At 60.7% G+C, this 12,064-nt stretch carries 15 protein-coding genes; 12 read left to right on the top strand and 3 right to left on the bottom strand.

Annotated features, from left to right (window positions below; all coding sequences use genetic code 11):
* Positions 1-48: 48 nt before the first annotated feature.
* Entirely contained in the window at positions 49-1,605 is a 1,557-nt protein-coding gene (aldA, locus tag OEG84_RS20740) for an aldehyde dehydrogenase (protein ID WP_267655498.1), read from the bottom strand.
* Between the two features lie 176 nt (positions 1,606-1,781).
* Here aldA and OEG84_RS20735 point away from each other — a divergent pair, with 176 nt between their 5' ends.
* The gene (locus OEG84_RS20735; protein ID WP_267655497.1) at positions 1,782-2,756 is read left to right on the top strand and encodes a dihydrodipicolinate synthase family protein; all 975 of its coding nucleotides are present in this window, start codon (positions 1,782-1,784) and stop codon (positions 2,754-2,756) included.
* Between the two features lie 168 nt (positions 2,757-2,924).
* Positions 2,925-3,830, top strand: a complete 906-nt coding sequence (locus OEG84_RS20730; RefSeq protein WP_267655496.1) for a dihydrodipicolinate synthase family protein — start codon at positions 2,925-2,927, stop codon at positions 3,828-3,830.
* Between the two features lie 75 nt (positions 3,831-3,905).
* Here the strand turns inward: OEG84_RS20730 and OEG84_RS20725 are convergent, their stop codons facing one another.
* Positions 3,906-4,148 (bottom strand): tautomerase family protein, encoded by a 243-nt coding sequence (locus OEG84_RS20725; protein WP_267656273.1) that lies wholly within the window; start codon positions 4,146-4,148, stop codon positions 3,906-3,908.
* 99 nt (positions 4,149-4,247) lie between these two features.
* Positions 4,248-5,750, bottom strand: a complete 1,503-nt coding sequence (locus OEG84_RS20720; RefSeq protein WP_425602877.1) for a UxaA family hydrolase — start codon at positions 5,748-5,750, stop codon at positions 4,248-4,250.
* Positions 5,751-6,056: 306 nt separating this feature from the next.
* Here OEG84_RS20720 and OEG84_RS20715 point away from each other — a divergent pair, with 306 nt between their 5' ends.
* The 10 genes from OEG84_RS20715 to OEG84_RS20670 all read left to right on the top strand — a co-directional run bounded on the left by OEG84_RS20715 (position 6,057) and on the right by OEG84_RS20670 (position 12,035).
* Positions 6,057-6,689: a hypothetical protein gene (locus tag OEG84_RS20715; RefSeq protein ID WP_267655495.1), complete on the top strand. Its 633-nt coding sequence runs from the start codon at positions 6,057-6,059 to the stop codon at positions 6,687-6,689.
* Between the two features lie 106 nt (positions 6,690-6,795).
* On the top strand, positions 6,796-7,260 hold the full coding sequence (locus tag OEG84_RS20710; RefSeq protein WP_267655494.1) for an Rrf2 family transcriptional regulator: 465 nt from the start codon (positions 6,796-6,798) through the stop codon (positions 7,258-7,260).
* Positions 7,257-8,882, top strand: coding sequence for a cytochrome-c oxidase, cbb3-type subunit I (gene ccoN / locus OEG84_RS20705; RefSeq protein ID WP_267655493.1), 1,626 nt, complete (start codon positions 7,257-7,259; stop codon positions 8,880-8,882). The genes OEG84_RS20710 and ccoN overlap by 4 nt, the downstream gene beginning before the upstream one ends.
* A 4-nt stretch (positions 8,883-8,886) precedes the next feature.
* Entirely contained in the window at positions 8,887-9,621 is a 735-nt protein-coding gene (gene ccoO, locus OEG84_RS20700) for a cytochrome-c oxidase, cbb3-type subunit II (RefSeq protein ID WP_267655492.1), read from the top strand.
* On the top strand, positions 9,618-9,782 hold the full coding sequence (locus OEG84_RS20695; RefSeq protein WP_267655491.1) for a cbb3-type cytochrome c oxidase subunit 3: 165 nt from the start codon (positions 9,618-9,620) through the stop codon (positions 9,780-9,782). Before ccoO ends, OEG84_RS20695 begins: the two co-directional genes overlap by 4 nt.
* Positions 9,773-10,639: a cytochrome-c oxidase, cbb3-type subunit III gene (ccoP, locus tag OEG84_RS20690; protein ID WP_267655490.1), complete on the top strand. Its 867-nt coding sequence runs from the start codon at positions 9,773-9,775 to the stop codon at positions 10,637-10,639. The genes OEG84_RS20695 and ccoP overlap by 10 nt, the downstream gene beginning before the upstream one ends.
* Complete coding sequence (locus OEG84_RS20685; RefSeq protein ID WP_267655489.1) at positions 10,636-10,800, top strand: hypothetical protein; 165 nt, start codon at positions 10,636-10,638, stop codon at positions 10,798-10,800. The genes ccoP and OEG84_RS20685 overlap by 4 nt, the downstream gene beginning before the upstream one ends.
* Positions 10,801-10,811: 11 nt before the next feature.
* Entirely contained in the window at positions 10,812-11,633 is an 822-nt protein-coding gene (locus OEG84_RS20680) for a DUF2189 domain-containing protein (protein ID WP_267655488.1), read from the top strand.
* Entirely contained in the window at positions 11,630-11,809 is a 180-nt protein-coding gene (ccoS, locus tag OEG84_RS20675; RefSeq protein WP_267655487.1) for a cbb3-type cytochrome oxidase assembly protein CcoS, read from the top strand. The genes OEG84_RS20680 and ccoS overlap by 4 nt, the downstream gene beginning before the upstream one ends.
* A complete protein-coding gene (locus OEG84_RS20670; protein ID WP_267655486.1) occupies positions 11,802-12,035 on the top strand; it encodes a hexameric tyrosine-coordinated heme protein in 234 nt (77 codons plus the stop codon). The genes ccoS and OEG84_RS20670 overlap by 8 nt, the downstream gene beginning before the upstream one ends.
* Positions 12,036-12,064 lie beyond the last annotated feature (29 nt).

The following is a 12,064-nucleotide window of genomic DNA, read 5'->3' as shown; positions in this document are numbered from 1 at the left end:
ATCTTTTCGGCATCGTGCTCGAATGAACCCATTCGAGCACGACAGGCATCAATTGAAGTTCAGATACATGGTCTTTTTCTGGAAATAGCCTTCGAGGCCGTATTTGCCATCCTCGCCGCCGATGCCGCTGTCGCGCATGCCGGCATGGTGGGCCTGGACCACGTCTCCGCCGGAGCGATTGACGTAGATCTCGCCGAATTTCAGCTCGCGCGACAGCCGCATGATGCGGCGCATGTCCTTGGTGAAGACATAGGCTGACAGGCCGTAGCGGCTCTCATTGGCAAGCCGCATGGCTTCATCGAAATCACCGACGCGCATGATCGGCACGACCGGGCCGAAAACCTCGTCCTGCATGATCTCCATGGCATTGTTGTCGACGCCGAGAACCGTCGGCTGGAACCAGTGGCCGCGCGAGAACGCACCATCAGTCAGCCGCTTGCCGCCGGTAAGAAGCTCCGCGCCGGCATCCATCGCACGCCCAACCATTGCCTCGACCTTGCCAAGCTCGTCGCCGCTGAACTTGGGACCAATATCAACGAGCTCGCGCGGATCACCCACCTTGAGCGCCTCGACCGCCTTGATGAAGCGTTCGGTGAACTCGTCGGCAATCTTTTCGTGCACATACATGCGCTCGTTGCAGATACAGATCTGGCCGCAATTTTCGAACCGCGACAACACGGCCGCGTTGACCGCAGAGGCGATATCGGCATCTTCGGCAACAACAAACGGCGCCTTGCCGCCCAGCTCCAGCCGCAGCACCTTGAGATCGTCGGCAGCCGAGCGGAAGATTGCCTTGCCGGCGCGAACACTGCCGGTAAGCGTGATAAGCCGCGTATAGGGATGCTTGACCAGCGCCTGGCCAATGCCTTCACCGGTGCCGGAGACAACATTGATGACACCGGCGGGAAACCCGGCTTCGAGTGCGAGCTGGGCAATCTCGAAACTCGACAGCGGCGTGCCCTCATGGGACTTGACCACCACGGTGTTACCGGCCAGCAACGCCGGCCCGATCTTGCGCGTCATCAGCGCCGCGGGATAATTCCAGGCGGTCAGTGCGACGACAACGCCGTGCGCGACCTTCTGGATCCAGATCTGTTCATTCGGGTTATCGGAGGGAATGATGTCGCCAGTGACACGGCGGGCGTCTTCGGCCGCATAGGTGAGATAGAGAGCGGCCCCCTCGATTTCGCCACGGGCTTCAGCCAAGGGCTTGCCCTGCTCTGCGATGACGACCTGCGCCAACCGTTCGCGGTTCTGAAGGATCAGCCGGGCCAGTCGCTTGAGCAGTTCGGCGCGCTGGATGGGCGGCAACGCTTCCCATTCGGGCTGTGCCCGCCATGCGGCAGACACCGCCCGGTCCGCGTCTGCTTCGCTGCCGCGTGGCACCGAGGCAATGATTTCTTCAGTTGCGGGGTTTTCGACCTCGATCCATTCCTTGACGGTCGAATCTACCCATTCGCCATCAATGAAATGGCGATAGCGGTCAGACCCTTTGACCAGTTCCTTCATAGGCTGCAAAGCAATCACTCCTGTATCCGTGTCGGCCTGGACAGATGGCAGGGCCCGTGAGCGCGACAATTCGCGGCGTTCTCCGGGGGATTGCACCACGCGTTTCAGTCACGGGCGCGCTTCCGCGGGAGCGAGCATATCGGCTCCAGGACCTGCCTTATAGCGCCACAATTGCCCGACCGGTTGAGCACGGTCAAGAAGAATGTTGACAATTAGCGATTAATCTTGCCATGTGACGGCACCATTGTTCCATACCGCGAGTCCGTTTTCCGATGCCCCTTCTGCCTTCCCGCAATTGCCTTGCAGCCGCCGTTGCGACGCCCATGACCTCCGATCTGCGGCCGGATTCAAAGCGCATGATCGAATTTGTGCACTACCTGTTCAGCCAGGGCGTCGACGGCATCACCATCTTCGGTACCACCGGCGAGGGGCCGGAATTTTCGGTCAGCGACCGCATGGCAACGCTCGATGCGCTGATCTCGGCGGGGATCGAGCCACAACGGATCATGGTTTCGATCGGCGCACTCGCCTTTGAAGATTCTGTCACCTTGCTGCGGCATGCAACCGGTCAGGGGGTCTATGGATGTCTGCTGATGACGCCCTGCATGTACCGCGGGGGGATCACCGACGATGGCGTGTTCGAGTTCTACCGGCAGATCATCGAGCGTGGCGGACGCGACGATTTGCGGCTGTTCGTCTACAATTTCCCTGACATTTCCGGGGTGACCATTTCGCTGCGGATGCTGCGGCGGCTGGCGGAAAAATACCCGCGCAACATCATCGGCGTGAAGGACAGCGGCGGCGACCCCGACCTGACCAGGCAATACATTCTATCGTTCTCGGAAATGTCGATTTTCACCGGCAACGAAATCGACCTGCCCGAGCTCAATCCGCTCGGCCTGACCGGCACCGTCTGCGGACTGGCAAACATCATGCCGACTTTCATGCGCACGCTGACTGACACGGCAAACAGCTATGAAGGCCGACCGCTGGTCGAAGCCCTGCGCGCAGCCGACGCGATCCTGTCGCGATACCCGTTCATCCCGTCAGCAAAGGCAATCATCGCCGACACGATGAGCGACCGGAACTGGCTCAGGCTGATGCCGCCGATGGTGCAGCCCCCGGCACCGCAGAGCGCCCAGATGGTGGACGCTTACCGGAGATGGGAGCAGGGAGCCGCCGAGCTGCTGCCGGCCGCACCCGAAATTGCGGTACACAGTAATGTCACCCCGATCAGAATCGCCTGAACGGCGCAGCCTTTCAACTTCGCTGGTGCGGTCATTCGCGACCGTCACCAGAAATGTGGTGGACACGGCAAACCTGCGGTTGGCCGGCGTTCGCTGGACCGCAATCCGACATATTATATAGACTGAACCGTCTCGCCGGAGCGGCGGACAGCAACAAAGGAAACAGACATGACCTGGAGCGGCGTTTTCCCTGCAGTGACCACCAAACTCAAGGCGGATGGCAGCTTTGACCAGCAAGCGATGGCCAGCAGCATCGAACGACTGATCGCCAATGATGTTTCCGGCCTGATCGTGCTGCCGATGCTGGGGGAGAATGCCTCGCTCAGCCAGAAGGAGCGCGACGAGGTTCTCGACCTCTCGGTGGCGACCGTCGCCGGGCGGGTGCCGCTGCTGTCAGGTCTGGCGGCAACATCGACCGCTGATGCAACTTTCATGGCGAAAAACGCCCAGCAGCGTGGGCTCAAAGGGCTGATGACCTTCCCGAGTCTGGCCTACAAGACCGACCGGCGGGAAACCGTAGCCTGGTACAAGGCAGTCGCCGCAGCCAGTGACCTGCCGATCATGATCTATAACAACCCGATCGCCTACAAGGTCGATGTGGACGTCGAAACACTTGAGCATCTGCGTGATGTCGACACGATCACCTGCATCAAGGAAGAAACCGGTGACACACGGCGCGTCACCGACCTTATCAATGCCTTCGGTGACCGCTACACATTGTTCTGCGGCATCGATGATCTCATCGTCGAAAGCCTGTCGCTTGGTGTCACCGGCTGGGTCTCGGGCATGACCAATGCCTGGCCGAAAGAATGCGTCGAGATCTTCAACGCCGCGCGTGCCGGCCATTACGAGGCAATCCGCCCGCTCTATCAGTTGATGACGCCGGCATTCCACCTCGATACCGACGTGAAGCTGGTCCAATATATCAAGCTTGCCGAGAACATCGTCTATGGCGCACCTGCCGGCGTGCGGCCGCCGCGGCTGGAACTCGAAGGCGAGGAACTGGCCCGTGTCTCGGCGGTGATCCGCAAGACCGTCGATGATCTTGCTGCCTACCGGGCAAAAGCCGGATAACAAGACTATTGCGGGCATCCGGCCCCAACGGGTGCCCGCGTTCCAAAACGCACTGTCGGGAATACCAATGTATGGTCAGGCAGTATTGGCGGATATCGCGGTTATGGCAGATTTGTCGGCGACCAGCCGACCGCCATTGGCCCAATCTTGCGGCGCTACCTCGTTAAACACCACGGCCACATCGTCTCGACTGCAGCCGAGAATGTCGGAGGCCGCATCAGTAATGACGGCCGCAAAGGCGCGCTTCTGTTCAACCGAGCGGCCGGGCAACATTTCTACGCGAATAATTGGCATATCACGGTCTTCCTGGTTTCGAATTTGGTCCGCGCAACCGACGATCTTGCTGCGCCGACCTTTTTTTCGGCTATCATCCGCTCACCGTGTACAGCGACTGCTCTCTTGCAGGCCCTGCTCTACCTAGAGCCAGGCGTTGATGTGCCAGGGCGCGAATTCATCTTCTCCGTAGCCGAGGATCTCGCTTTGCGTGGCCTGGCCCGATGCTGTGGCCAGCATCAACTGAAATATACGCTCGCCCATCTCTTCAAGACTTTCGGTGCCATCGAGCACCGTGCCGCAATCGAAATCCATATCATCGCGCATCCGCTCGTACATCGGCGTGTTGGAGGCAAGCTTGATCGACGGGCTGGGCCGGCAGCCGAAGCACGAGCCACGGCCGGTGGTAAAGGCAATTAGGTTGGCGCCGGCAGCCACTTGACCGGTGGCCGACACCGGATCAAATCCCGGCGAATCCATGAAGATCAGACCCGGTTTGTCTGCTGGCTCTGCGTAATTGATGACGTCGACCAGATTGGTGTTGCCGCCCTTGGCGACGGCACCCAGAGATTTTTCAAGAATGGTGGTCAATCCGCCTTCGCGGTTGCCCGGCGAGGCATTGCCATCAAAGCCATGCGGTTCGCGCTTGGTGTAATCCTGCCACCAGTCGAGCAGAGCCACCAGCCGTTCGCCAACCTCGCGGGTGACAGCGCGCTCGAGCAGCAGGTTCTCGGCACCATGGATTTCCGGCGTTTCGGCAAGGATCGCAGTGCCGCCACAGGCGACCAGACGATCAACCGCGGCGCCCAGCGCGGGGTTTGCAGTCAGGCCGGAAAGCCCGTCCGAACCGCCGCATTGCAGGCCCACCACCAGTTCCGAGGCGGGAACCGCGCTGCGCTTTGCGTTTGCGGCTTCAGCCAGCATTTCACTGGTCTCGGCAATGCCGGCTGCGATTGCAGCGCGGGTTCCGCCCGCCTCCTGGATGGAAAGCGTGCGCAACATCGGGCCGGGAACCAGTTCCTGATCCTGCAGCATCGCGGTTATCTGGTTGTCCTCACACCCAAGCCCAACAATCAGCATGCCGGCAAAATTGGGATGGCGTGCATAGCCGCCAAGGGTTCGCCGCAGCATGTCCATGCTGGTGCAGCCGTCCGAGACGCTGCAGCCGGATTTGTGGGTGAGCGCAACCACACCATCGACGCCGGGCCAGGCATCAAGCACACCCGGCGCGCTGAAATGATCGGCAATCTTCTTGGTCACCAGGCTCGAGCAGTTCACCGAGGCAATAACACCGATGTAATTGCGGGTGCCGACCTTGCCGTTGGCGCGGCGATAGCCCTGAAACTCTGGAACCTCTTCGGCAGGCAGGAAATGCGGATTGCGCAGCCGCGAACCGATGTCGCGGGCGGCGTGGGACGGCTCATAGCCAAGATTGTGTTCATGCACCCATTGGCCCGGGTCGATATCGGCCTTGGCACGCCCGATCACCAGCCCCATGCGACGAACTTCCTGCCCCTTGGCAATTTTCGTCACGGCAACCTTGTGGCCAGCAGGGATGCGTTCGAGAGTGTTGATATCGGTATCGGGGAGATGGTCACCGGATTCGATACCGTCGACTGCGATGGCGATCTCATCGTCCTTGTGCATATGAAGCAGTCTTGTCAAAACAATCTCCGGTTTAATGGTAGAATCCTGCGCACAGGTCGACCTTGCAAAGACCCCGGCTGCGCGAATTGCTGGCAGACTAACTGCAAATCGAATGATTGTCAGTAATCATAAAATAATTGTCGACAAAAAATCCTACCATTAAACTTCTCCCACAACACCTGACCGGGGGGACGACAGAATGCGGGTAAATGCCGACGCCCAGCGATTTGCAGAGCGGCGGTGCGCGGGTTATCTCCCATCCCCCACTTAGCCCCAATTCCACACTTCGCACGGAGTATGCCAGCAATGCCCACCGAAGCCGTCAACAGCTTGCAAATTACCGGCCTGAAACAGTTGATAGCGCGCCTGGGCAGCAACGACACCATCCTGTGCCTGGGCAATGGCCCCTCCTCAGAAGACCCGCGGCTTGCAGACTATCAAACGGCGATGCTGTTCAGGGTCAACTGGATATGGACAAGGCGGACATGGTTCGACGCTCCCGACATGGTGTTTACCGGCGACCCGGACCCTGTTCAGCTGCCGCGGCAACCGATCGTCGCCTTCCCGACCGAGGCGCTCGGCGCAGCGATCCTGCAGAACCAGTTGCGCGAAGGTTTGCGGCCAGAGGCGGGTTTTGCCTATCTCGACCGGTTCACGCCCTCTCTCGCCGATCTTTCCAAACCGCTTATTCCGACAAATGGTGCACTTATGATCGCACTGGCGGCAGCGCTACGGCCCCGCAGGCTTGTAGTGGCAGGCATCGATCTCTACCGCCATCCGCAAGGCAAATATCCCGGCGGCGCGGACAATTGTGAAGGCTACACAGACCAGCATAGCGCCGAGGTCGACCTCAACCTGATCAGTCGCGCACTGGCCGGATTTGAAGGTGAGACGATCATCCTCAGCGACAATTTGCGCGACGCGCTCTCTGCTCCATAGGACAAAGGTTGCATCTATCTGGGGATTCCAACCCTTAAATAGGTATTTACAATGCGTATTAAAACGGCATAATCGGAATCACAAATACCCATTAAAAGAGACAGTGATGCGCCTCACCTCCTTTACCGATTTCGGCCTGCGCGCCCTGATGCGCATCGCCTCGGATCCCGAGCAGGCGTTTTCGAGCGCCGAACTGGCTGACGAATTCGGACTGTCGCGCAACCACCTCGCCAAAATCATGGGCGCTCTGGCCCAGGCCGGCATCGTAACCACACGACGTGGCTCGGGCGGTGGCGCAACGCTGGCGCGGCCGCCCGCTGACATCAGGCTGGGCGATGTGGTGCGGGTGCTTGAGTTCGGTCAGCCGCTGGTCGAATGTTTCGCGGCCTCGGGCGGCGACTGCACAATTTCCGGCTGCTGCCGGCTCAAGACGCGTCTGAGGTCGGCTGAATCAGCCTTTCTCGCTGACCTCGATCGCTCAACGCTGGCAGACGTGGCCTTGCCATCTCTGGCCGCGGACAAGCCCCCGTCCGGCACAGGCCGGCCTTCACCTGCAAGGAATGTTGCATGATCGCGCGACTTACCATTACCGAACGCCAACTCGCCATCGTGCTGGCCGGTTTGCTGGCGCTAGTTGGCCTGACGATGGCGGCCGCCGCACGACAAGGGCCGATGGCCGTGCACGGTTTCATGGCGATTGCTATCGGCGGCGCGCTGGCTTCGGCGGTGATCGGCAAGCTGTACGCGCCCGAACCTTCACCGGAACGGCTTTCCCACTACTATGATGACCCGATCAAGGCGGGTATTCTGATCGCCATGGTCTGGGGCATCTTCGCCATGGCCGTAGGCCTCTGGGTCGCAGCGCTGATGGTCTGGCCGGAGGCGACATTCAACCAGGCCTGGGCCAGCTACGGACGGATTCGCCCGGTGCATACTACCGGAGTGATTTTCGCATTCGGCGGCAACGCCCTGATCGCCACCTCGTTTCACGTCATGCAGCGCACTTCGCGTGCCCGGCTTCCCGACCAGCTGAGCCCATGGGTGGTGCTTGTCGGCTACAACCTGTTCTGCCTGTGGGCGGTGACCGGCTACCTGATGGGCGTCACCCAATCCAAGGAGTATGCGGAACCCGAATGGTATGCCGACATCCTGCTGGTGGTCGCCTGGGTGATCTATTTTGTGCTCTATCTGCGAACGCTGGCGCGCCGCGCTGAGCCGCACATCTATGTCGCCAACTGGTACTACCTGGCGTTCATTCTGGTGGTGGCGATGCTGCACATCGTCAACAGCCTGGCGCTGCCGGTGAGCTTTGCCGGCGCCAAGAGCTACTCGCTGTTTTCAGGCGTTCAAGATGCCATGGTGCAATGGTGGTACGGCCACAATGCCGTGGCCTTCTTCATGACCTCGGGCTTCCTTGGCATGCTGTATTACTATCTGCCGATGCGGGCACAGCGACCGATCTTCTCCTACCGGCTGTCGATCCTGAGTTTCTGGGGCATCACCTTCTTCTATATGTGGGTCGGTTCGCATCACTTGCACTACACGGCGCTGCCGAACTGGGTGCAGACATTGGGGATGACCTTCTCGGTGATGCTGTTGGTGCCGAGCTGGGCCTCGGCCGGCAACGCGCTGATGACACTTAACGGCGCCTGGCATCGGGTGCGCGACGACGCGACGCTGCGGTTCATGTTCGTGGCGGCGGTGTTTTACGGGCTCTCCACCTTCGAAGGGTCGTTCATGGCGATCCGCCCGGTCAACGCGCTGTCGCATTACACCGACTGGACGGTTGGCCATGTCCATTCCGGCGCTCTCGGCTGGCTGGCAATGGTCACCTTCGGGGCTTTCTATTCGGTGATTCCCGCGCTCTGGGGCCGCGAGCGGATGTATTCGGCGCGGTTGATCGAGTGGCATTTCTGGCTAGCGCTGGCAGGGCTGCTCACCTACGTGTTTTCGCTGTGGAATGCCGGCATCACCCAGGGGCTGATGTGGCGGACCTACAATGAGGCCGGCACGCTGAACTACTCCTTCCTGGAATCGATCGAGGCGATGCGCCCCTATTACATCGCCCGCTTTGCCGGTGGTGCGCTGTTCCTGTCAGGCATCGTGGTTGGCGCAGCCAATATCTGGATGACGGTACGCGGCCCCCGCGGCACGGCCGCCGACCGGCCCCTCGCACTACAAGCGGCGGAGTGACGCCATGTCCCTGTTCAAACTGCACTACAATCTCGAGAAGCACTCGATCGGGCTGGTGCTGGGCATCATCCTGGCGGCCAGCGTCGGCGGCTTCATCGAGATCGCACCCTTGTTTACCATTGATGAAACAGTCGAGACCACCGACGACATGCGGCTCTATACGCCGCTGGAACTGGCTGGCCGCAACATCTACATCCGCGAGGGCTGCTACGCCTGCCACAGCCAGATGGTGCGCACGTTGCGCGACGAGGTGGAGCGGTACGGCCCCTATTCGCTGGCCGCTGAATCGCAATACGATCACCCGATGCTCTGGGGGTCGAAACGCACCGGGCCAGACCTGGCGCGGCTGGGCACGAAATATTCCGACGACTGGCACGTCGCCCACCTGACAGATCCGCGCGCCGTGGTGCCAACTTCAATCATGCCTGCCTATCCGTGGCTTAATGAAAACGAAGCGGCGATTGATGACCTGCCTGCTCATCTGGCGACGCAACAACGGCTCGGCGTGCCCTATACCGACGAGATGATTGCCAACGCCGCCCGGGATGCGCTGGGCCAGGCCTCGCCGGACAGCGATTGGGCCGAGGGCGTTGCCGAGCGCTACGGCGAAGCGACCAACATTCGCAGCTTTGACAAGGGCGAGCGCCTGACCGAGATGGATGCGCTTGTCGCCTATCTCCAGGTGCTGGGGCAAATGACCCAAGCTCCCTATCAAACTCCGGAGCAGGCCGAACAATGACGCACGATACCCTCGTATTCATCGCCAAGACATTCGGACTTTTCTATCTGATGGGATTCTTCGTGATTGTCACAGTGCTGACTTGCCGCCCCTCGCGCCGTGCCGCAGCGGAACACGCGGCGCGCTCGATCCTCGAAGCGGAGGACCGGCCATGTCGATAATCGAACGCGACCCCGTCACCGGGCATATTACCACCGGTCACAACTGGAACGGCATCAAGGAACTGAACACGCCGATTCCGCGGATTGTCATCGCCTTCATCATCGTCACCCATCTTTATGCGCTGGTTGCCTGGGTGCTGCTGCCGACCTGGCCTTTGGGACAGACCTACACCAAGGGATTGCTCGGCATTGACCAGCGTAATGATGTTGAAACCGACATCGCCCGCGCCGATGCGGCCCGCGCGGACTGGACAACGGCGCTGGCGACACAGGACTTTGATACGATCCAGTCCAATGCCGATCTGATGGCCAAGGCCACGGCCACGGCTGCGGCGCTGTTCGGGCAGAATTGCCAGGCTTGCCACGGCACGGAGGGCGCCGGCGGACCGGGCTTCCCGCAACTGTCAGACAACACCTGGCTGTGGGGCGGGACCATGGAAGAAGTGGCCGAGACCATCCGCGTCGGTGTCAACAGCACCCATCCAGACAGCCATTTCGCCCAGATGCCCGCCTTCGGGCGTGACCAGATGCTGGACCGTTCGCAGATCTCGACCCTGACCGACTACGTGATGTCGCTGTCGGATGGAGTTCAGCCAGACGACAGCTCCGAGGGAGCAGTGCTGTTTCAGGACAATTGTGCTGCCTGCCATGGCGAAGATGCTCTCGGTGTCGAAGGCACCGGCGCACCGAACCTGACCGATGCGGACTGGCTCTATGGCGGCGACAAGAACACCATCCACACCACCTTGATGAACGGCCGGCAAGGCCAGATGCCAAGCTGGGCCGATCGGCTGAGCGAAGCACAGATCAAGATGCTGGCAATCTACGTGGTCAACTTGTCGAAGCCTGCATCATGACCGGCGCCCTGCGTCTGAAATTGTCGATCGGTCTTGCTGTCGCAGCCGGCGTCGGACTGTTCATCGCCGCTAACTGGCAGTTCGTGGAGCTGGCGTTTTCATCCAATCCCGGCTGTGTCTCGGTGGAGCCGTCGCGGGCGGCAGCACAACGTGCGTGTTGAAGGAAAAAATGATGCTTGAACCGCTTCCCGCCGTCGAGGCACCGCTGCCGCCGGCCTACAGTTTCAAACGCGATCTACCCGCCGGCGCGGCGTTCGGCTGGCTGGCGGCCGGCTGGCGCGACCTTCGCCAAAACCCGTTCTCAAGCATTGCCTACGGGCTGACCGTGTTTTTGGTTTCGGTGCTGGTGATCTGGGCGCTGGTGGCAATCGATTTGCCGTCGTTCATCTTTCCGGCGTTGTCGGGCTTTCTCGTGGTGGGGCCGCTTGTCGCCATCGGGCTCTATGAGAAAAGCCGGCGTCACGCCGCGGGCGAGCGCGTGCGGCTTATCAACATGGTTCTGGTGCGTCCGGCTTCGGGCGGGCAAATCCTGTTCGCGGGGCTGTTGCTGTGCCTTCTGGTGGTGCTGTGGCTGCGCGCCGCGGACCTTCTCTACGCGTTGTTCTTCGGGCTACTGCCGTTTCCCGGCTTTGACCATCTGATTGCACAATTGCTGACGACACCGCGTGGCTGGGCGCTGATCCTCACCGGGTCGGCAGTGGGCGGGCTGTTTGCCGCCTTCGCCATGGCCATCAGCCTGTTCTCGATTCCGATGCTCCTGTCGCAGCGCACCGACGCGCTCACCGCGCTTGGCACCAGTTTCGCGCTGACGGCGCAGAACCTGAGGGTGGTATTGCCGTGGGGAATCATCGTTGCGATTGGTTTCGCCGTGTCAGTGCTCACCGGGCTTTTGGGCCTGATCGTGATTTTCCCGCTGCTCGGGCACGGCACCTGGCATGCCTTCCAGGCGATGCGCCAGGACCCCGAAGCCGCAAGGCAGGAGAACGGATCATGAGCGGCGCGCTGTTTCTGATCCCGGTCTCGCTGGCGCTTGGACTGGCCGGGCTGGCGGCATTTTTCTGGAGCATGCGCCACAACCAGTTTGAAGACCTCGATGGCGATGCCGAACGCATCCTGATCGCTCCCGACACCCCCGCAGCACCAAAACCAAAGGAACAGTACCATGGATAACTGGCTTCCAACCCTGATCACCGCGACACCAAGTGAAGGCTATGACCTGGCTGTCAAACTTGCCCGCATCGCGATCAAGAAGACCCAGCCGGATGCCGCCACGCGCGACAAGGTGCGCAAGGATTACGAAGCAGACGCCGGCGCATTGATTGCCGTTTCCCAGGTCGTGGCCACGCATTTCACCACCATCTCGGCCGCCAATGACTATTGGCGTGGCAGCAAGTAAGTCCTGCCGAACCTGAAAACTGCACACCG

This window comes from Hoeflea algicola (assembly GCF_026619415.1).
GTDB classification, from domain to species: domain Bacteria; phylum Pseudomonadota; class Alphaproteobacteria; order Rhizobiales; family Rhizobiaceae; genus Hoeflea; species Hoeflea algicola.
This window is presented reverse-complemented; position numbering and strand designations above follow the sequence as displayed.